The 20,179-nt window shown below is 60.6% G+C and carries 20 protein-coding genes; 10 read left to right on the top strand and 10 right to left on the bottom strand.

The features are described from left to right. Window positions 1–470: 470 nt before the first annotated feature. From VK725_RS06935 to VK725_RS06920, 4 genes are all read left to right on the top strand, one after another. Window positions 471–2,186 (top strand): hypothetical protein, encoded by a 1,716-nt coding sequence (locus tag VK725_RS06935; RefSeq protein ID WP_325317328.1) that lies wholly within the window; start codon window positions 471–473, stop codon window positions 2,184–2,186. Further along, window positions 2,183–3,022 (top strand): SDR family oxidoreductase, encoded by an 840-nt coding sequence (locus VK725_RS06930; RefSeq protein ID WP_325317327.1) that lies wholly within the window; start codon window positions 2,183–2,185, stop codon window positions 3,020–3,022. Before VK725_RS06935 ends, VK725_RS06930 begins: the two co-directional genes overlap by 4 nt. A gap of 119 nt (window positions 3,023–3,141) precedes the next feature. Continuing rightward, window positions 3,142–5,472, top strand: a complete 2,331-nt coding sequence (gene mrcB, locus VK725_RS06925; RefSeq protein ID WP_325317326.1) for a penicillin-binding protein 1B — start codon at window positions 3,142–3,144, stop codon at window positions 5,470–5,472. Between the two features lie 14 nt (window positions 5,473–5,486). Then, on the top strand, window positions 5,487–6,020 hold the full coding sequence (locus VK725_RS06920; protein WP_325317325.1) for a tetratricopeptide repeat protein: 534 nt from the start codon (window positions 5,487–5,489) through the stop codon (window positions 6,018–6,020). 21 nt (window positions 6,021–6,041) lie between these two features. Here VK725_RS06920 and VK725_RS06915 read toward each other — a convergent pair whose 3' ends face one another. Next, entirely contained in the window at window positions 6,042–6,431 is a 390-nt protein-coding gene (locus VK725_RS06915; protein ID WP_325317324.1) for an MAPEG family protein, read from the bottom strand. Between the two features lie 111 nt (window positions 6,432–6,542). On the opposite strand from VK725_RS06915, the gene VK725_RS06910 reads away from it, so the two are divergent. Both VK725_RS06910 and VK725_RS06905 read left to right on the top strand, forming a co-directional pair. Beyond that, window positions 6,543–8,522, top strand: coding sequence for an ATP-dependent DNA helicase (locus tag VK725_RS06910; RefSeq protein WP_325317323.1), 1,980 nt, complete (start codon window positions 6,543–6,545; stop codon window positions 8,520–8,522). 91 nt (window positions 8,523–8,613) lie between these two features. Continuing rightward, window positions 8,614–10,050 (top strand): sugar porter family MFS transporter, encoded by a 1,437-nt coding sequence (locus tag VK725_RS06905; protein ID WP_325317322.1) that lies wholly within the window; start codon window positions 8,614–8,616, stop codon window positions 10,048–10,050. A gap of 64 nt (window positions 10,051–10,114) precedes the next feature. On the opposite strand, the gene hemE is transcribed toward VK725_RS06905, so the two are convergent. From hemE to VK725_RS06885, 4 genes are all read right to left on the bottom strand, one after another. Then, window positions 10,115–11,194 (bottom strand): uroporphyrinogen decarboxylase, encoded by a 1,080-nt coding sequence (gene hemE, locus VK725_RS06900; protein WP_325317321.1) that lies wholly within the window; start codon window positions 11,192–11,194, stop codon window positions 10,115–10,117. Further along, a complete protein-coding gene (locus VK725_RS06895) occupies window positions 11,195–11,458 on the bottom strand; it encodes a WGR domain-containing protein (RefSeq protein WP_325317331.1) in 264 nt (87 codons plus the stop codon). A gap of 107 nt (window positions 11,459–11,565) precedes the next feature. Next, complete coding sequence (aroB, locus tag VK725_RS06890; protein WP_325317320.1) at window positions 11,566–12,669, bottom strand: 3-dehydroquinate synthase; 1,104 nt, start codon at window positions 12,667–12,669, stop codon at window positions 11,566–11,568. Further along, window positions 12,669–13,211: a shikimate kinase gene (locus tag VK725_RS06885; RefSeq protein WP_325317319.1), complete on the bottom strand. Its 543-nt coding sequence runs from the start codon at window positions 13,209–13,211 to the stop codon at window positions 12,669–12,671. Before VK725_RS06885 ends, aroB begins: the two co-directional genes overlap by 1 nt. Before the next feature lie 28 nt (window positions 13,212–13,239). On the opposite strand from VK725_RS06885, the gene VK725_RS06880 reads away from it, so the two are divergent. After that, complete coding sequence (locus VK725_RS06880; protein ID WP_325317318.1) at window positions 13,240–14,076, top strand: NAD-dependent epimerase/dehydratase family protein; 837 nt, start codon at window positions 13,240–13,242, stop codon at window positions 14,074–14,076. 10 nt (window positions 14,077–14,086) lie between these two features. On the opposite strand, the gene VK725_RS06875 is transcribed toward VK725_RS06880, so the two are convergent. Further along, window positions 14,087–14,821, bottom strand: a complete 735-nt coding sequence (locus VK725_RS06875) for a response regulator transcription factor (protein WP_325317317.1) — start codon at window positions 14,819–14,821, stop codon at window positions 14,087–14,089. A 335-nt stretch (window positions 14,822–15,156) separates the two neighbouring features. Further along, window positions 15,157–15,987 (bottom strand): kinase, encoded by an 831-nt coding sequence (locus VK725_RS06870; RefSeq protein ID WP_325317316.1) that lies wholly within the window; start codon window positions 15,985–15,987, stop codon window positions 15,157–15,159. A 28-nt stretch (window positions 15,988–16,015) separates the two neighbouring features. Here VK725_RS06870 and pdxH point away from each other — a divergent pair, with 28 nt between their 5' ends. The 3 genes from pdxH to VK725_RS06855 are packed head-to-tail and all read left to right on the top strand — an operon-like array spanning window position 16,016 to window position 17,909. Next, entirely contained in the window at window positions 16,016–16,615 is a 600-nt protein-coding gene (pdxH, locus tag VK725_RS06865; RefSeq protein WP_414648461.1) for a pyridoxamine 5'-phosphate oxidase, read from the top strand. Between the two features lie 13 nt (window positions 16,616–16,628). Further along, window positions 16,629–17,069, top strand: coding sequence for a secondary thiamine-phosphate synthase enzyme YjbQ (locus VK725_RS06860; protein WP_325317314.1), 441 nt, complete (start codon window positions 16,629–16,631; stop codon window positions 17,067–17,069). 21 nt (window positions 17,070–17,090) lie between these two features. After that, entirely contained in the window at window positions 17,091–17,909 is an 819-nt protein-coding gene (locus VK725_RS06855; protein ID WP_325317313.1) for a cobalamin-binding protein, read from the top strand. Between the two features lies 1 nt (window position 17,910). On the opposite strand, the gene VK725_RS06850 is transcribed toward VK725_RS06855, so the two are convergent. The 3 genes from VK725_RS06850 to proC are packed head-to-tail and all read right to left on the bottom strand — an operon-like array spanning window position 17,911 to window position 19,877. Beyond that, window positions 17,911–18,465 (bottom strand): hypothetical protein, encoded by a 555-nt coding sequence (locus VK725_RS06850; protein ID WP_325317312.1) that lies wholly within the window; start codon window positions 18,463–18,465, stop codon window positions 17,911–17,913. Between the two features lie 9 nt (window positions 18,466–18,474). Next, window positions 18,475–19,050, bottom strand: coding sequence for a YggT family protein (locus tag VK725_RS06845; protein ID WP_325317311.1), 576 nt, complete (start codon window positions 19,048–19,050; stop codon window positions 18,475–18,477). Between the two features lie 8 nt (window positions 19,051–19,058). Next, a complete protein-coding gene (gene proC / locus VK725_RS06840; RefSeq protein WP_325317310.1) occupies window positions 19,059–19,877 on the bottom strand; it encodes a pyrroline-5-carboxylate reductase in 819 nt (272 codons plus the stop codon). Window positions 19,878–20,179: the final 302 nt, after the last annotated feature.

The raw sequence follows: 20,179 nt of genomic DNA, 5'->3' as shown, positions 1-20,179 counted from the left end.
CTTTTCTTTGCGTGCCCACGCACACGCAGAAGCGTGTGCGAACAGCGAAGCGGCCCCGAAGGGCGCCGGGCATGGATGCCCGGCGCCAAGAAAAGTAACCCAAAGAAAGGGCATCTCGTATGCGGTGCTCTCCGGGCTTCGCCCTCCGAGATCGTGAGAGGGGGTCGGGCTTTTCGACAGGGCATCCTGCCCTGGCGAAAAGGAATGGGCATCCATGCCGATTCCCCTGCGGGCCTTTTCGTGCCCCTTTCACTCACCGCATAAGGGGCCCGACGATCAAAGGCAGTGCGCTTTGCGCACTTTTTTGAGCCAAATGCTCCAAATACTTCAGAGCGAGAGCGCTTGCGAGAGGTTTGCGGCTACTTGCCCGTCTTTACGGCTTGCCGGGAGTTGAACGCAACTTTCTGCTTACCCCGCGGTTGTGCGGCGCAATGTTAAGCTGGGTGCGTTTACTTGCTAGCTCACGAGCCATGAGCGGAAACCGCGACCCCCACGACCCCGGATTGTCAGGCCGTACCGAACCGAAGCTAGGTGACCTGGATCATCTGGATAAGCCGCGTTCGACTGCAGAACCCAATGACGGGTTGCCGCGGATGAATATTGAGCCGGGTTATCGTCGCAGTGGGCCGCCTAGCAAGAATAGAAACAAGAATAAGCGCGGCGGTCCGGGTTGGTGGGTGCCGTTGCTGGTTGTGTTGGTGGCGCTGATTGCGGGCGGTCTCTGGTTTAACCAGAACAGTCTGCGCGGTTTGGTGCCGCGCACGGATTACGACGATGTTCTGCATCGCGCGCAGGTCGCTTTGCAGCAAGGTCATCTGGATGGAACAGATGGCACCAGCGCGCGCGAGTTGTTTGAAGCGGCGCGCGCGCTTGAGCCGGATAACGACAGCGCGCGGCAAGGTCTCAACGATGTGGGTCGCGCGGAAATCGCACGCGCCGATGCGGCGTTGCAGGCCGGTCATTTGGATGAAGCGCAACAGGCGCTGACGAACGCACGCGAGTTGCTCGGCGGCGGCAGCGATGTCGATCGCCTGACGCAGGCGATTGCGAAGGCGCAAGTCTCGTCGGGTCAAACCACGACGTCGATCGAGCAGGCGCAACAGGCGTTGTCCAACGGCAAGATCGACGGTCCGGATGGAGCGGGTGCGTTGTATCAGCGCGCGCTGGCAGCCGATCCGGACAACGCCGTGGCACGGCATGGCCTGGATCAGGTCGGCGATGCGCTGGCTGCGCAGATCCAGAAATCGCTGGATGCGAGCGATGTCGCTGCGGCGTCGGCCGGCATCGATCGCCTGTCTTCGCTGCTGCCCAATTATTCGCAACTACCCACCTTGCGTGCGTCGTTGTCGGCATTGCAGGCGCAGGCCAGTGGCACACTCACCGACGCCATCAATCAGGGTAACGACGCGTTGCGCGCCGGACGCGTGGCGGGTGATGGAAACGACACGGCCCTTGCGCACTACAAGGCTGCGCTCGCCATCGATCCGAATAATGCGCAAGCGAAGGCCGGGTTGGCACAGGTTGCCGAAGCGCTGATCGTGCAAGCCAACGCGGCCATCGATAGCGGCGATACGGATCAGGGGAAGCAGTTGTTGGCCGCTGCGGCGGATCTGACGCCAAAATCGGCCGACCTGGTCGCAGCGCGTGCGCGTCTGAGCGGTCAACCCGCCAATGCTGGTGCCGGCGATACGGGCAGCGACAACAGCAACGACACCGCGGCACCGACCGTTTCGAATGTGACACCGCAGCAACAGGCGCAAGTCGCCAACATGGTGCAGCGCGCGCAGATCGCGGCGGCACGCGGCAACATCATGTCGCCGCCAGGTGATTGCGCTTACGACCTTTATCGCGGCGCACTGTCCATCGACGGCAACGATCCGTCCGCGCTCGCAGGTCTGCAAGGATTGCCGGGTCTGGTGCAGCAGCAATTCAATCAGGCAGTGAGCAGCGGCAATCTGAACAAGGCGGCGAATCTGCTAGATGCGCTCGACAATCTTTCGCCGGGCGATACGAGTCTTCTGCAGTCGCGTCAGCGTCTGGCGGATGCATGGATCGATCAGGCCGAGCAGCAGTTTGATAGCGGCGATCGCGGCAACGCAGCAACGTCGTTGCAGCAGGGCATGAAACTGATGCCCAACGATCAGCGCGCGCAACAACTCAAAGCACGTTTGCAGGGCGGTGGATGACCGTACTGGTCTTCGGCGCCAGCAGTCAGGTTGGGCATTTTCTGCTGCCGATGCTGGGTACGCGCGGTGAAAACGTCATCGCCATCAGCCGCTCTGCACGTTCGCCACAGGAAGGCCTGACATGGATGGCCGGTCATCTTCCCGATAATGTGCCGCGCGTGGATGGCATTTCCGCCATTTTCAATTTTGGGCCGCTGCAGTCACTGGCTGCATGGTTGAACAGTGTGGACTTGCCGCTGGCGCCGCGCGTCATCGCGACCAGTTCCATGAGTGCAGAAAGCAAGCGCGAATCGGAAGTGCCCGCGGAGCGCGCGATGTCGCAGCTTTTGCGCGATAGCGAACAAGCATTGGTGACAGCGTGCGCGCGTCATGGCAGCGAATGGACGGTGCTTCGCCCCACACTGGTCTATGGCGTGGGGCTGGACAAAAGCCTGACGCCGATCGCGCAACGTGCGATGCGTTTGCGTGTCTTCCCGCTGCCGAATGGTCGAGGCGTGAGACAGCCTGTGCATGCGCAGGATCTGGCCAATGCGGCGTTGGCGGCGCTGGAGACACCTGCATCGAGCGGAAAAATTCTTTCCATCGGCGGCGGTGAGCGACTGCCGGTGGGTGAGATGTTTGCGCGAGTACGGCGCAGTTTACCGGTGGATACGCTGCCGATACCGCTGCCGGCATGGTCGCTGCGCATGGCGCGTCGCGGCGTTGCGCGGCTGCGCGGGCCGCTGAGCCGGCTCGATGCGGATCTCATCGCCGATAATACGGAGGTGATCCAGCTGCTTGGGGTCCATCCAAGACCCTTTCGCCCCGACGCAGATTGCTGGCGTGCGCCGGTGTGATTTGCCCGGTCAAATGCTGCAAGATGCCCGCTTTATGCCATCTCTGAGGGGTTGCGTTCATCCGGCCGCCGGGTGGTGCGCCCTATGATCCAGCAACTTCGTCACGGGATACCCTCGCGTTGGACTTCCTGACCCGACTTCGATCGATCGCAAGCGCATGCTGGCCTTGGGTGCGCATTCCATTCTGGATCTGCATGGGGTTGTTATTCGGCTTCGTGCTGCCGTACACACTGATCCTCAACAAGCGGGTCCAGGATCGTTTCAACGATCTCGTATTCGCCGTGCCGACGCGCGTCTACTCCCAGCCGTTGCACTTGATGCCCGATGCGCCGATGAATGCGGCGACATTGGAGGTCGAATTGACCTTCGCCGGTTACGTGGCCGACGGCCATGGGGAGGTGCCGGGCAGCTGGGCGAGACAAGGAAGCACGTATTACATTTCTTCGCGCGGTTATGCGGGTCCTGACGGTGGCGAGCTGCCTAAGCGCATTCGCGTCACGTTGGGGTCGGGTGTCGTTGCTTCGGTGACGGACCTGGGCACCGATAAGGCGCTGCGCGAAACGCATCTCGATCCCGCACGCATCGCCACGGTGTATGGCCCGAAGCAGGAAGATCGAAGCATCGTGCAATTGAACGATGTGCCGCCGTTGCTCGTAGGCGGTCTGCAGGCGGTGGAAGATCGCGATTTCAAACATCACATCGGCATCGATTTCACGGCGATCCTTCGCGCGGCGTTTGCGGATTTGCGCGCAGGTCATACCGTGCAAGGTGCGTCGACGATCACGCAGCAGCTCATACGCAACCTGTTTCTGAGTCGCGATCAGAACATGGGCCGCAAGTTGAACGAAGCGCTGATGTCCGTGTTGCTGGAGATGCACTACAGCAAGACGCGCATCCTTGAGGCGTACATCAACGAGGTGTTCCTCGGTCAGCAAGGCAATCAGGCGGTGCGCGGTTTTGCGGCAGCGTCGGAGTTCTATTTCGGTCGTCGCCTGGAATATCTGCGTCCGCAGGAAGTCGCACTGCTGGTCGGTCTTGTGAAAGGGCCGAGCCAGTTCGATCCGCGTCGTTATCCGGATCGCGCGCTGGCACGTCGCAATCTGGTGCTCGACCAATTTGCGCAAACAGGCTTGCTTTCGCCTGATCAGGCGAAAGCCGCGCAAGCAACACCGCTGGGCGTGATCGCCGACGGTCAGTTGCCGCACGATCGCTTCCCGGCTTTCATGCAGCTGGTTCGTGCACAGATCACCAACGATTTCGACGAAGAAACGCTGCAGCAGGGCAACTTGTCGATATTCACTACGCTCGATCCTGCCACGCAGCTGTATACGGAACAGTCGATCGATACGGCCATCAAGGGGCTGGGCAAGCGTGGCGACGACACGCAATCGGCGGCGGTCATTACCGATTCCAAGACGGGCAGCGTGCTCGCAATTGTCGGCAGCAAGGTACCCGGCGATCAGGGCTTCAATCGCGCACTCGATGCGCAGCGACCGATTGGTTCAACGATCAAGCCATTTGTCTATCTCGTTGCGTTGACACAACCGGGACGATGGAACCTTGCCACGGAACTGGACGATTCGCCGATCAGCATGCGTCAGCCCGACGGCACGCCATGGACACCGCATAACGACGACAACCAAAGTCACGGCATGGTGCCGATGGTGGATGCGCTGGCGTATTCGTGGAATCTCGCCACCATCCATCTCGGTCTCGATGTCGGTGTGCCGCGCATCAAGGCATTCCTTGATTCGTTTGGTCTGGCGAAGGTACAACCGGGTCCGTCGCTGTTGATTGGTGCGGTGGATCTCGCGCCGATCCAGGTCGCGCAGATGTATGAGTATCTGGCGTCGGATGGTCATGCATTGCCGTTGCTCGCCGTGAGCGGTGTGGTCGACGGCAACGGCCGCACCATCAAGCGTTATGAAGTGGAAAGCGGGCAGGGCGAATATCAACCTGCCGTGCGTCTGGTCACGTGGGCGATGCAGCAGGTGGCCATTTATGGCACAGCGCATTCGCTGGCCGATTCGAGCCTGGCGTGGTTGCACACGGCGGGCAAGACCGGCACCAGCAATGATCTTCGCGACAGCTGGTTCGCCGGCTTCACAGGCGATCGGCTTGGCGTCTTCTGGATGGGACGCGACGACAACAAGCCCAGCCATCTATTCGGAGCGACCGGCGCGCTGCGCGCGTGGCAGGAGCTGTTTCGCAAACTTCCCACCACGCCGCTCTCGCCCGCGCCGGGCGATGGGCTGGAAATGGCCTGGATCAACCCCTCAAATGGCAAACGCAGCGACCCCGGCTGCGAAGGTGCCAAGCAGGTTCCGGTGATTGCCGGATCGCTGTCGACCGATTCGGAGGGGTGTTTTTGGCAAAAGGTAGGTAATCTTTTCGGGTCCGGCACCCCCGCGCCGTCCTCCACCGCCCCAGCCCCACAGCCACTTCCCTGACGTTGAGAATGATCATGCAGTTCCTTCCGCTACGTGCATTTCATCCTATCGTGCCTGCTATCGCGGCAGGCGTCCTGCTCGCCGCTTGCGCACAGCCTGCGCCTGAAGCACCCAAGACGCCGTCGAAATCCAACGCGGCCATGGTGGCCGAGATTCAGGCCGCTGGCGATCGCGACAAATCGGTGATCAATGTGGCACCGCTGGTCGATCCGGGCGTGACCGCACTGCAATCGGCGGCACGCAACTTTGAACGTTACGGTCAATACGACGCTGCGGCGGCAAAGCTGCAGCAGGCGCTCCAGCAAAGCCACAACTCGCCGGATGTGCTGCAGGATCGCGCCGAATTGGCGATTTATATGGGCGACTACGACATGGCCGAGAAGCTCGCACAGCAATCGTGGTCGCTCGGTTCCAAGCAGGGCCCATTGTGCGCACGCAATTGGCAGACGATTGTCGAACTTCGTCAGCGTGCCGACGATCCGACAGGTGCGGCAGCCGCCAGTAAATCCGTCACGGCCTGCAACGAAGCAGGTATTCAGCGTTTCTAAAACGCTGAATACCTCGGCACCTCAAAACAATGGTGTAAGCAGCATCACGATACCCACGATGCTCGCTGTCCAAATGAGCGTGCGCAAATAGGGAATGCCGAGCGCGTAGATGGGTAGGTAAATCACGCGCGCCCAGAAATAAATTTGTGCGCCGAGCGCCGTTGTCGAGGTATGACGCTGCAGCAGGTATCCGGCAAGTACCAGCGTGGCGAAGAAGACAAAGGTCGCAAGGAAGTTGGCGTTTGCGCGCTCCAGCCTTCCTGCCATGCCCGTGAGAACGATAGGTGTGCCATCGCGCGGGCTGGCCATCCAGCTCAAGCCACATTGTGCCAGGGTGGCCGTCGTGGCAATACCAAGTTGCACCAACCCCAACGTTACACTCCATACGAGCATCTGCATTTCGACAGTCATTGCGTTTCTCCCCGTGGCGATGGTCCGATGGTGAACCTATGTGGTTCTTCGCGCCAGCGCCGCCAACGTTACACAGTTCCCCCACTGGCGTGGCTGCGCGATACTGCATCAATGACCGACCCCGATGACATCGGCGCGCTGCTTGGCGCCGAAGGCCCGTTTGCCCGCGAGCTGCCGAACTTCGCGCCGCGTCCTGCGCAACAGGAGATGGCGCGTGCGGTTCAGCACGCCATTGAGGAATGCGAGACGCTGATCGCCGAAGCGGGCACCGGCACGGGAAAAACGTACGCCTACCTTGTGCCCGCCATGCTTTCGGGCCAGCGAGTGATCATTTCCACAGGTACCAAGGCACTCCAGGATCAGCTGTTTTTCCGCGATCTGCCAAAAGTGCGTTCGGTACTTGGTGCGCGATTGAAAACTGCGCTGCTGAAAGGGCGCGCCAATTACCTATGCTTGTATCGGCTCGATCAAACCGTGCGCGAAGGCGCGAGTTTCGATCGCCAGCAGGCCGCCCAACTCGCTGCCATCCGCGCCTGGTCGGCACGCACGCGTCGCGGCGACCGCATGGAATTGGCGGAAGTGCCGGAGGATTCGCCGCTGTGGCTCCGCGTGACGTCCACGCCGGAGAATTGCCTGGGTGTGGAGTGCCCGTTCTACGACGACTGCCATGTCGTGACAGCGCGGCGGGAAGCACAAGAAGCGGATCTGGTGGTGGTGAACCATCATCTGCTGTTCGCCGACCTCGCGTTGAAACAGGAAGGCTTCGGCGAAATTCTTCCCGGCGCTCAAGCATTTATTCTGGACGAAGCACATCAGATTCCAGAGCTCGCCGGGCAATTTTTTTCGCAAAGCATCAGTGCACGGCAGCTCACGGAGTTGGCGCAGGATGCGCTTGCCGAATGCAGCGGCGTCACCGGTGCCATCGGTCTGATGTTGGAGCCGATCGAGGCCTTGCAGGATGCCGTGCGGAAACTGCGCCTCGCACTCGATCCGTTGCCCACACGCGGCTCTTTCCACGAACTGTTGCAGCGCGACGGTGTGCCGGCATCGCTGCGCGACCTCGGTGAATTACTTTCTGCGCTGACCGATGTGCTTGCATCGCAAGCAGAGCGTTCGCGTGGACTGATGAATGTGCACGAGCGTGCCGCCAGTTTGATGGAGCGTCTGGATCGCATCACTGAGCAGCATTCCGAGCAGGATGTGCGCTGGTACGAGCTTTTTCCGCGCGGTTTCTCGCTACACGCCACGCCGCTGGATCTTGCAGCGCCGCTGCGTGCCATGCGCGAACGTACCTTTGCAGCATGGATTCACACCTCCGCCACGTTATCTGTCGCCGGACGTTTCGATCACTTCGCCCGCCAGCTTGGACTGGACGATCCGCAAGCGCTGAGCCTGGAAAGTCCGTTCGATTACGCGCGTCAGGCACTGTGCTATATCCCCGATGGTTTGCCAGATCCTGCTGCACGCGATTACACCGAGCGTGTGATCGATGCCGTCATGCCAGTGCTGCAGGCTTCTAACGGACGCGCGTTCTTGCTGTTCACTTCGCATCGTGCGTTGCGCCGCGCTGCCGAGTTGCTCGCCGATCGCGTGCCGTGGCCCTTGTTCGTGCAGGGCAGTGCGCCGCGGCATCAATTGCTGGAAGAATTTCGTGCAAGCGGACATGGTGTGTTGCTTGGCGCCGCCAGTTTTTGGGAGGGCGTCGACGTCGCGGGTGAAGCGCTGTCGGTGGTGGTGATCGACAAGCTTCCGTTTGCAGCACCGGATGATCCGGTGTTGCAGGCGCGACTCGAGGCGCTGGAACAATCCGGCATCAATCCATTCATGGGCTGGCAGGTACCTGCGGCCGTGATTGCCTTGAAGCAGGGCGCAGGGCGATTGATCCGCGACGTGCACGACCGCGGCGTGCTGGTGCTATGCGATCCGCGCTTGACGACAAAGGGCTACGGGAAACTGTTCCTCGCGAGCCTGCCACCCATGCCGCGCACGCGTGAACTCAGCCAGGTGCAGGCTTTTTTCGCACCAGTACTGAATGAAAGCGGTGAGCCGCATGCGGCCATGCGTGATAGTTTCTCCGATACGGGCTCCTGAGCGACTGCATACGTATTCAGGCGGACAAGCTTTGGGGCGGCACGCAGAATCGGCCACTACTTGAAACCATCATGCGGGGAGCATGATCGACATGAATCTCAATCCAAGTAAAAGCACGAACGCTGCAAAAGGGGAAGAAGGTCACGCAACCGCGAAAGTCGTATTTATCGCTGCAGCGGCGGCCATCGGCGGATTTCTATTCGGCTTCGATACCGCGGTCATCAACGGTGCGGTTGATGCGGTGCGTCATGGTTTCGGTCTCGATGCGGCGCGCACCGGTTTCGCGGTGTCTTGCGCATTGCTCGGTTCGGCGCTCGGCGCGTGGTACGCCGGGCCGTTGGCCGATCGCCTCGGACGCGTGCGCACCATGCAGGTCGCCGCGCTTTTTCTTTTGATGAGTGCGATCGGTTCGGGACTCGTGCACGGTATCTGGGATCTGGTGTTCTGGCGCCTTATTGGTGGCATCGGCGTGGGTGTGGCATCGGTGATCGCGCCGGCTTACATCGCCGAGGTATCGCCCGCAAGCGTGCGTGGCCGATTGGGTTCCATGCAGCAGCTCGCGATTGTGCTCGGTATTTTCGTGGCGCTGCTGAGCGACGCGTGGCTTGCGAACACGGCAGGCGGTGCATCCAACATGCTTTGGGCGCATTTGGAAGCATGGCGATGGATGTTCCTCGTCGCGAGCGTGCCGGCGCTCATGTACGGGGTGCTGGTGACGAGCGTGCCCGAATCGCCGCGCTATCTTGTCGCGCGCGGTCGCCTGCCGGAGGCACGCAAGGTGCTCGCCGAAGTGCTCGATATGCACAACGACGCCGCACTGGATGCGAAGGTCAATGACATCGCACATAGTCTCAATGCCGAGGCTCGGCCAACGTTGAGCGACCTGCGCGGTCCGCGCGCAGGTCTTTTGCCGATCGTCTGGACGGGTATTTTGCTTTCAGTGTTCCAGCAGTTCGTCGGCATCAACGTGATTTTTTATTACTCCTCGACGCTGTGGCACTCGGTGGGTTTCAGCGAGAAGGATTCGTTCTCGCTGACCGTGGCGACATCTGTCGTCAATGTGCTGGTGACACTGGTGGCCATCGCGCTGGTCGACAGGATTGGACGCAAGCCCTTGCTGATTATCGGTTCGGTGGGCATGACCGTGACGCTAGGCTTGATGGCCTGGTGTTTCTCGCAAGCGACCGGCAGCGGTGCATCGTTAACGTTGCCGGCGCCGTGGGGCATCGTCGCACTCGTTGCCGCCAACGCTTACGTGGTGTGCTTTGGTCTGAGCTGGGGCCCGATGGTGTGGGTATTGCTCGGCGAAATGTTCCCCAACAACATTCGTGCGATTGCTTTGGCTGTCGCGGCCGCGGCACAGTGGTTGGCGAACTTTGCGATCACCAGCACCTTTCCGTGGTTGTCACAGATCGGTCTGTCGTTTGCGTACGGCTTGTACGCCTTGTTCGCCTTCCTGTCGCTACTGTTCGTGCTGCGTGCCGTTCGCGAAACGCGCGGTATTGAGCTGGAAGACATGCGCGCCTGATGGTGCGGCGTGGGCATGCGGCGTGTTGCGCCGCATGCCGATGCGCCAAACGACGTTTTCACTCTTATGCGGACGCTTTGGCGCCGTGAAGCACGTGACTGTAAGCGTGTACTTCGTCGACGAGCACTTTCACATGTTCGGGGTCCACATCCGGTGTGATGCCATGTCCGAGATTGAAGACGTGACCCGGATGAGGGCCAAAGCTATCGAGCACGGTGCGCACTTCGCGGCGAATGACGTCCGGGCTGGCGCGCAGCACTGCAGGATCGAGATTGCCTTGCAGTGCGACTTTGTTCTGTACGGCACGGCGTGCATCGGCGAGATCGATTGTCCAATCCACGCCCAGCGCCGCACAACCCGTGTTGGCCATCTCGGCAAGATGCGCCCCGGCTCCCTTGGAAAACAGAATCACCGGCAGATTGCGTGTGTGCACATTGGACTTCAGTGCATCGACGACTTGCGTCATGTAACGCAGTGAAAATTCGCGGAACGACGATGGATTAAGCAGGCCGCCCCAAGTGTCGAAAATCATCAGCGCCTGGGCACCCGCCTCCGCTTGCGCGATGAGATACGCCGCCACCGATTTGGCGAGCGTATCCAGCAGCATGTGCGCCAAAGCGGGCTCTTTCCAGCACAGCGCTTTCGGCGTTGCGAAATCGCGCGAGCCTTGGCCTTCGACCATGTAGCAAGCGAGTGTCCAAGGGCTGCCGGAAAAACCGATCAACGGAACACGGCCATCCAACTCGCGGCGAATCAGACGCACCGCATCCATCACGTAGCGCAGTTCGCTATCCATGTCCGGCACGGCGAGCTTTTCGATCTCGGCGCGGCTGCGCACCGGGCGGGCGAACTGCGGGCCTTCACCCTCGGCGAACGACAAACCCAGGCCCATGGCATCGGGAATGGTGAGGATGTCGGAGAACAAGATCGCCGCATCGAGATCAAAGCGTGCCAGCGGTTGCAGCGTGACTTCGCAAGCCAGCTCCGGATTCTGCGCCAGACCCATGAAGCTTCCGGCTTTCGCGCGCGTGGCGCGGTATTCCGGCAGATAGCGGCCAGCTTGGCGCATGACCCATACGGGTGTGGTGTCGACAGGCTCGCGGCGCAGGGCACGCAGCAAGCGGTCGTTTTTCAGTGGTGTCATTTATCGGCGTCCGTAGGGGCCATCGAGCCCCTGGGCAAACATCACGCGGAAACCGCGTTTGAGTTGGGCGTCGCGCATTTTTTCGAACGCGGCGATGGCTTCGTCGCGCTCTAGGTATTGATCGCGCTTGAGTGTCGCGCGGCCGCCTTGTGTGCCCGATTCGCGGTAGAGCGTCCAGCCGCCAAGCAGATCCTGCTCCAGCACGATCTGAACGTAGCGCGGCGCCTCGGCCGAGGCAGGCATGGTTTGCAGATAGAGGCGCATGGCGTCCATGGTTGAACAGTACGGCTCTCACGCCGCAGAAAGGCCATTCTAGAGGGCCCGAACCTCACTAGCGAGCAGGGTCTGTGAATAGCCCGGCCCGATCTGGCTTAGCCGTCTTCCCAGGCGGCTTCTCGGAGTACGGCCGATACTGCGTCCTCGTCCACGCCGGTAACAATTTCGGCGCGCCCAATACCGCGCCAAAGGATCAGCCGCAGGGTGCCGGCGATGTTCTTTTTGTCCAGACGCATCAGGGCGAGCAGCTTGTCGGGATCGGAACCGTCAGGCAGCGCTGCAGGCAGACCGACGGCTTTCAGGAGTTGCTCCAGACGCTCGGTGTCGGCCTGGCTGCTCATCGTCAGCCGCTCGGAAAGCTTCGCAGCCATCACCATGCCGACGGCCACGGCCTCGCCATGCAGCAGGGTCGTGTAACGACCTGCCGTTTCGAGCGCATGGCCAAAGGTGTGGCCGAGGTTGAGCAGGGCACGTTCGCCTTGTTCGGTTTCATCGCGCGCAACCACGCCGGCCTTGTAACGGACTTTGGTCGCAATGGCGTGCATAAGCGTGGCTTCGTCGCGCGCAGCCAGGGCTTGGGCGTGTTTTTCCAGCCACTCGAAGAAAGGCGCATCGCCGATGGCAGCACCCTTGATGATCTCGGCAAGCCCGGCGCGGTATTCGCGATCGGGCAACGTATCCAGCGTAGCGATGTCGGCAACGACCGCGCGCGGCTGATGGAAGGCACCCACCAGATTCTTGCCAGCGGGCAAGTTCACGCCGGTCTTGCCACCGACGGAGGAGTCCACCATCGCCAGCAGGGTGGTGGGCATCTGGATGAAGTCGATCCCGCGCATCCAGCATGCAGCCGTAAAGCCAGCTAGATCGCCCACCACGCCGCCGCCGAGCGCAATGATGCAGGCATCGCGCGTGGCACCCAGCGCAGCCAGCGCATCGAGTGCGTGCGAGACGTTGGCAAAGCTTTTGTGCGTTTCGCCATCGTCAAGCAGATACGCCGATGCCTGGAGGCCATGCAGACCTTGTGTCACGCGATCCATATACAGCGGCGCGACGGTGCGGTTGCTGATGACCAGCACGTGCCTGCCGCGCAACGCCTCACGCCAACGTTCGCTATCCTCGAGCAGACCGCGGCCGAGCCAGACCGGATAGCTGCGTGAGCCAAGTGCGACATCGATGGTTTGGATTTTTTCGTTGCTCATCACGCGACTTGCCGGTTCCAGTGTTGGTCGATCAGGGCGATGCATCGTTCGCTCGCTGCGATAACGCCTTCGTGCTCGCCGCTCTGCGGAACGATCAGATCGGCGATTTCAGCATAAAATGGCGTGCGCATTGTGGCCATGGATTCGAGCTTGCGATGGCGGTCAGTGTCAGCCAGCAATGGGCGAGTGGTGTCGTGAGCCAGGCGTTGCAGTTGCTGAGGCACGGTGACCTGCAGCCACACCACATAGCCACGCTCGGACAAATGGCGACGGTTCGCAACGTTCAACACCGCGCCCGCGCCGCTGGCCAGCAAGACACCCTGACGGCGGCTACACTCGTCCAGCATGGCAGCCTCGCGCCGGCGGAAACCTTCCTCGCCTTCGATGTCGAAGACGGTGCTGACAGGGACACCGGTGTGGCGTTCGATCTCCTGATCCAGATCGACAAAAGACAGGTTGTACCGTGCCGCCAGCTGCCGACCGATGGAGGTTTTGCCGGCTCCAGTCGGACCGATCAGGAACACGTTGCACGAAGGGTTCATAGGCCAAGTTTAGCAAGCGGGTGGATAGATGTCCGAACGGGTTCTCATCGCAGGATGTGGCGATTTGGGGCGGCGCGTTGCCAGCCGGTTGCTGGCGCGCGGCGATGAGGTTTATGCACTACGCCGGCAACCTTCCGCACAGGACGATTCTCCCGTGCATTGGATTCGCGCAGACCTGACCGACGCGCGTAGCTTGCGTGATCTCCCTGCTGGCATCACGCAATTGGTGTATTCACCTACGCCGGATGCTCGCGATGAGATGGCATATCGCCGCATTTTTGTCGACGGCTTGCAGCACCTGCTAGGGGCGTTGGATCAGCAGTCATTGCATCGCGTGCTGTTCGTGTCATCCAGCGCGGTCTATGGCGAACATGGCGAAGCGTGGGTCGACGAGGACACGCCTCCGGCGCCACCGGGATTCAATGGCAACGTGTTGTTGGAAGCCGAGGCTTGGCTAACGAACCAGCCGTTTCGATCCGTTGTCTTGCGTCTCGCAGGCTTGTATGGACCCGGACGTACGCACGTGGTCAATCAGCTGCGTACCGGCACGGCACGCGTGTCGCGCCAAGTGCGGCATTGGGCCAATCGCATCCATATTGAAGACGCGGCTGCCGCCATCGTCCATTTGCTGTGCATCGACGAGCCGCAGAACTTGTATCTGGGTGTCGACGACACGCCGCTGCCTTTGGACGTGCTTTACGACGATCTCGCCACGCTGATCCATGCACCCGCTGCCGCGGAAGGTCCGGCGCCTTCGGGGGTCGGCAGCAAGCGTCTAAGCAATGCACGGTTGCGTGCCAGCGGCTTTCGCTTTCAATGGCCGGATTCACGCGCGGGTTACGCGGAACTTTTGAAGGCCCGTTGAAACGCGAAGATCAGCGATCGTTGTCGGACGTGAAGCTCTGGGCTTTCGCGTCGGAAGTAAGCGTCGTGAGATTGGCGTCGATACCGTAGAGGATCAGATCGGTATCGCGCTTGATGCCGAGGCGGCGCATGGCATTCATCTTCTGTGTGCTGATTGTCTGCTTGCTGCGATGAAGGCGCGTTGCGATTTCGCTAACGGTCAGTCCGGAGACAAACAGTCGGACGACTTCCAGCTCGCGAGGTGAAAGCTTCTTTGTAAGCGAAGAATTTGCACCGCTTTCCATGCCGTGCATTTTCATGATTGCGTCGACGCTCGGAGAAAGAAAGCGGCGATTCGAGAGCGCAGCATGCAGCGCATCGACGATATAAACGAGTGAATCGGCCTTGCTCAGGATGCACCGGACTCCCTGCGCCATAAGCGAGCGAATGACGCTGGGGTTGCTCATCATCGTCAACGCGATGGGTTGCGTATTGGGGAATCGTTGCCGGATGAATCCGAAGAGGGCAAGACCATCGCCGTGAGTGCCACCGGGCATTGTGTAATCGGAAATCACCACGTCGACGGCGCGCTCGCTGAGGAGCTCAATAAGTTCCGTCGAGTTTTGGGCGTTCCCCACGACCGTAAAACCGGAAAGCCGCGATAGCTCATAAGCCAATCCCGTGAGTAACAACGGGTGATCGTCCGCTATAGCGATACGAATCGATCGCCCGTGAAGGGAGGAGGGGTGGGAAAAGGACGCGTTCATGGTGGGGCTGCTTTAGGACCGAATGAATCTCATGAAAAACGCACAATAGGGCGCCGCAAACATCCGCGCGCGCTGTGCACCGGTTTGTGTGACCCGATGAGGTCAGGTTTGTCACGCGTTATGAGCGGGGGACAGGCTCGTATTCTTGCGACGAAATAAGGGCTGAAAACTCACAAGGGTGCGCGTCCAACGACGGATCTCTGCGCATGTGAGGTGCTTTCACTATGGGTCAATTATGGGATTCCCGAAGCGGGCGGCCTATCGTTCTATTCCTAAAAACAAGGGAATAAATCCATCGGAGTAGGCACTCATGCGGGCCAATGCGACCTTTAAAATTAGCTGTGGCTAAGACCGGTGACGTGATGATCCGTGTCGTATTCCACACAGGTGTCGGCCAGAACAGGCAGCGTGGCCAGGGCATGCCGGCTCAGTCGTTCGAAATGTGCGAGGAAGCGGGCCATCGCTTTGGCATCCATGGCCAAGGGGGCGTGGCGCGCCAGCAACTCCTTTTCGGTGTCACCGCGCCAGCGACGCACGACCTCCCAATTGGGCGCTTGCAACACGACCAACGCATCCAGCTTGCGCCACAGCGGCTGATACCCGCGCAATTGCTTGTTGACCCAATGACGCCAGCGGCCGTCCTCGTCTTCTGTACGTTCGAGTTCGTTGATCGGATGCTCCAGCGCGCTTTCCAATTGCGGACGCAAACCCAGCGCCCAACCTTCGACGATTACCAGACGTGGCGGACGTGTCACACGGGGCCATCGTGACGGTGGCATGCGCGTGTCGCGGCCTTTGTCGAATCGCGGCCACGTCACGGGAAGTTTGTCCGATGCAGTGGGCAACGCAGCAAGCACCGACAGCAGCAGTTCGATTTCGTGCGTGCCAGGCACCCCGCGGGTGCGCAAAAGCGGATGCACCTGATGGGCAAGCACTTCACGTTCGCTTCGCGAATAGTAGAAGTCGTCCAGCGAGAGGATTTCCGTCGGCCAGTCGCGTTGCTCCGCTTGCATTTTGATCACACGGGACAACGTACTCTTGCCACTGCCTTGCAGCCCGGAAAGGCCAAGCACATAAGGCCGGTGTGTCCGCGCGACGCGGCCAGCGTAATGATCTAACAAGTGCCCGGCGAGCGCCTGATTTTGCGTGCTAGCATCCTCTGTCATGTGCGCATAATGACGTGCGCGGGCTACGATTCAAGACCTTATGCTGAAACCTGAGATTCTTGACACTTTCAACACCTTGCTGGACCAGGCTGTGGTAAGCGGCGATCCGGAGCCGACGGCCATGAACCTGTCCAGCGTGGATGCGGCCGGACGGGTCAGTTCCCGCATTGTCCTGCTGAAAGGCGCCGACCAGCGCGGGTTCCGCTTCTTCACGAACTACGATAGCGACAAAGGCGTGCAGGTAGACAAACACCAGCAAGTAGCACTGTGTTTCCACTGGAAGCGCCTGCGTGAAGGCGTGCAGGTGCGTGTGGAAGGTCTGGTGCGCAAGCTGCCGGCAGAAGAGTCCGATGCCTATTTTGCCAGTCGCGCCCGCGGCAGCCAGATCGGTGCGTGGGCCTCGCTGCAATCACAAACATTGCCGAATCGTGACGTTTTCGAACAGCGCGTGGCGCATTTTGAGAAGGACTTCGAAGGCCGCGATGTCCCGCGGCCGCCGCATTGGGGTGGCTACGTGGTCGAGCCGGATATGGTCGAGTTCTGGTATGGCGCCAATTTCCGCTTGCACGAACGCGTGCGTTGGGATCGTCACGGCCAGACGTGGACCAGCCGCTTGCTCTATCCCTGATCGGAGGCGCTCCATGAACCGAGCCACACCCGCTGGACATGTCGCGCAGAACAGTTTCACCGTGCACAGCCGCGGGCGTGGTTTCAGCGAGATCACCAGCAAAGTCGCGGAATTGGTTTCGTCAAGCAGTGTGCAGACCGGCATCGCGCACATCTTCACATCGCATACCAGCTGCTCGTTATTGATCAGCGAAAACGCCGACCCGGCGGTACGTACGGATCTGGAACGCTGGTTTGCGCGCGCCGTTCCCGATGGCGATCGCATTTTCGAACACGATGCCGAAGGTGCCGACGACATGCCTGCGCATGTGCGTGCGATCCTTACCGGCGTCAGTCTTACGATTCCTGTTCATGGCGGCAAGCCGCAACTGGGAACATGGCAGGGTATTTATCTATGGGAACACCGTGTCGATCCCCATCAACGCAAGGTCACGGTGACCGTCTTCGGGCACTAACGGCCCCTTACTGATTTCACGATGACAAGCTCTTCCATCAGCGATTCCTTTCCTCAACGCATTGTTTGTCTCACCGAAGAACCGACCGAAGTGCTTTACGCATTGGGCGAAGAGCATCGCATCGTGGGTATTTCGGGTTTTACGGTGCGTCCGCCGCGTGCTCGGAAAGAAAAGCCCAAAGTTTCGGCATTCACCAGCGCCAAAGTTGGCGAGATCCTCGCGCTGAAGCCGGATCTGGTCATCGGCTTTTCGGATATCCAGGCCGATATCGCGCGCGAATTGATCCACGCGGGTATCGAAGTGTGGATCAGCAATCATCGCAGCGTGGAAGGCATCGTCGCCTACATCCGCCGTCTCGGGGCGATGGTCGGTGCGTATGAGAAAGCCGAACGCTACGCGCAGCGTGCCGAGGCGCATCTGGCGCAGGTGCGTGCAGCTGCAGAGCAACTGCCGCGCCGACCGAAAGTGTATTTCGAAGAATGGGATGAGCCGATCATCACGGGTATTCGCTGGGTGGCCGAGTTGATCGGTATTGCCGGTGGCGATGATGCGTTTCCCGAACTGGCACGCGAACCGCTCGCCAAGCAGCGCATCCTCGCCGACGGCGATGCGGTCGTGCAGCGCCAGCCCGACATCATTCTCGGGTCGTGGTGCGGCAAACGCTTTCGTCCTGAGCGCGTTGCGGCACGACCGGGATGGGATGCCATTCCGGCCGTGCGCACGGGCGATCTATACGAAATCAAATCGCCGATCATTCTTCAGCCGGGACCGGCAGCCTTGTTCGATGGCCTGGATGCCATGCACGCATTGATTGTGGATTGGGCGAAGCGTCAGGGTTGAATCAGCGACGCTCTGCACGAGGCAGGCACGGCGATGCGATGCGCTTCAATAGGCTTGTTTGGGCTGCATTCGGTGCAAAGTGCGCAAGTATCGGCGGCGTTTGAAAGTTGTTGCTCTGCTGTACCCAGTCGAGTGTGGCACCAGGTTTGCTGAGCGCAGCCGCTACCTGATTGATGGCCGCAGAGCTGCCTGGCGTCGATGCGATGCCGAAGACGAACGCACCAGGCATGTCGCCGCCGTACCAGCCTGCGACAGCAGACGAGGCAAACGACCGATGGCCGACCTTCAACGTCGCGCTGGGTCGGAAAGATGCGGGTGCGCGCGGCCCCTCAAACGAATCAAATGGAAAATCAGGCGCTGTCTCTGCAACAAGCATGAACTGCACGGAAAGTGCACCGCCTGCGCCCTGCGTGCACATCAAGGTGAACCACGCGGGATGATCGCCGCTGCTGGTGGTTACCGTGCCATGCACCACAACCTGTGGCGGCGATGCGGATTGTGCCGACGCCCATCCGGGCACCAGCAACAAACTCAGCAGCAGCGCAGGTTTATTCATGGGAGCCAGTCAGCCGCCTTGTGCCAGTCGGGCGCCGAGATCGAACAGAGGCTGGGCTATCAGTACACGCGCAAGCAGCAAAACAATCACGACGACGGTCGGCGAAAAATCGATATTGCCGACGACGAGCTTTCCGCGCAGCGGTCGCAATACAGGCTGCACGATGGTGCCCGCAAGGCGAATCAGTGGCTGATGCGGATCGGCAGAAAGCATCGTTGCCAGCGACCAGCCGAAGATCACCACGATGTAGAACAGCAGGACGAAATCGAGCACATCGGCAACCGAAAGCACCAGCAATCCGGATATGTGCGGCATGAGACCAGCCAGCGCAAAAACGGCTAAGCGCTCGATCAGCATCGTCAACCAAAGGATCAGCAGCGCTGCAAAATTGATGCGCCGCCAGTTTGGCAACACACGCCGAATCGGCGCCAACACGGGATTCGTATAGCGATAGACGAACTGGCTGAGTGGGTTGTGAAAGTCGGCGCGGCACGCTTCAGCCAGAAAACGCAGGAGAAACAGCGTGGCGATAGCACCAAAGACGACCTGTATGACCAAGATCAGCGCGTTGAGCAGGTAACTCATGATTCGGGTTATTCCTTGTCCAGAGCGGCGGCCAATTCTTGACCGCGGCGAGTGGCGGCCGCCACGGCACGGGCGACGATGCGAGGTAGCTGATCCGCGCTGAAACTTTCCAGGGCAGCTTGTGTGGTGCCGTTGGGTGATGTCACGCGTTGGCGCAGCACGGCAGGCGATTCGTTGCTTTCCACCAGCATGCGCCCGGCACCCAGGCACGTCTGCGAAGCGAGTATGCGCGCAGCCTCACGTGGCATGCCTTGCGCCACGGCAGCGTCTTCCAATGCTTCAACCAGGGCAAAAAAGTAGGCGGGACCCGAGCCGGAGATCGCTGTCACGGTGTCCATCAATGCTTCATCGGCAATCCACCGCGTCAGCCCGACGGCATCCAGAATGTGTTGAGCCTGTTCGCGTTGCTGCGGCGTGACGCGCAGGTTCGCGCAAAGGCCGGTGGCGCCCGCGCCGATCAATGCCGGCGTGTTGGGCATGCAGCGGACGATCGGCAGCACGCCGAACCAGCGTTCAAGCTGATCCAGGCGCACCCCGGCGGCAATGGAAATCAACAGTGGGCGATTGCGCTGCAGGGTGTCGCGCATTTCGTTATAGATAGCCGGCATGACCTGCGGTTTCACCGCCAGGACGATGACATCGGCGTCCTCCACCGCAAGCCGGTTGTCGGTGTAGGTGGCAACCCGAAAGTCGCGCCCCAGTGCTTCGCGTGCCTGGGGCTGCGGTTCGGCCACGCGCAGGTTGGCTGCGGGCACGCCCGTCTTCAGCAGGCCCCCGATCAGGCTGCGCGCCATGTTGCCGCCGCCGATAAATGCAATTCGTGTCATGTTGCCTTGATCCGGACGTTGTTCTGAACGCCATACATTACCGGAGCTAGCGCAAGACCGGCCAAAGTCGCGGATTAGTCGCGGGTTAGGTGACGAAATCGGCAAACTTTGTCTTCACGTCCCTGATCTCGAAAGGAAAGACTGGCTACTCGCCCGTGGGCGCGAGTAGTATCGAGCCGGCTGCAAGGGATCGGGGGAAGCGGCGGGGCAGGTATGCCCATGCCCGGTTGTCCATCCACGGTGAAACACCCGTCGTCCTATTTGTGGCGTCTACTTTCCATCATGACGATAGGGTTGAGGGG

Source organism: Dyella sp. (assembly GCF_035486915.1).
Taxonomy (GTDB): Bacteria; Pseudomonadota; Gammaproteobacteria; order Xanthomonadales; family Rhodanobacteraceae; genus Dyella_B.
This window is presented reverse-complemented; position numbering and strand designations above follow the sequence as displayed.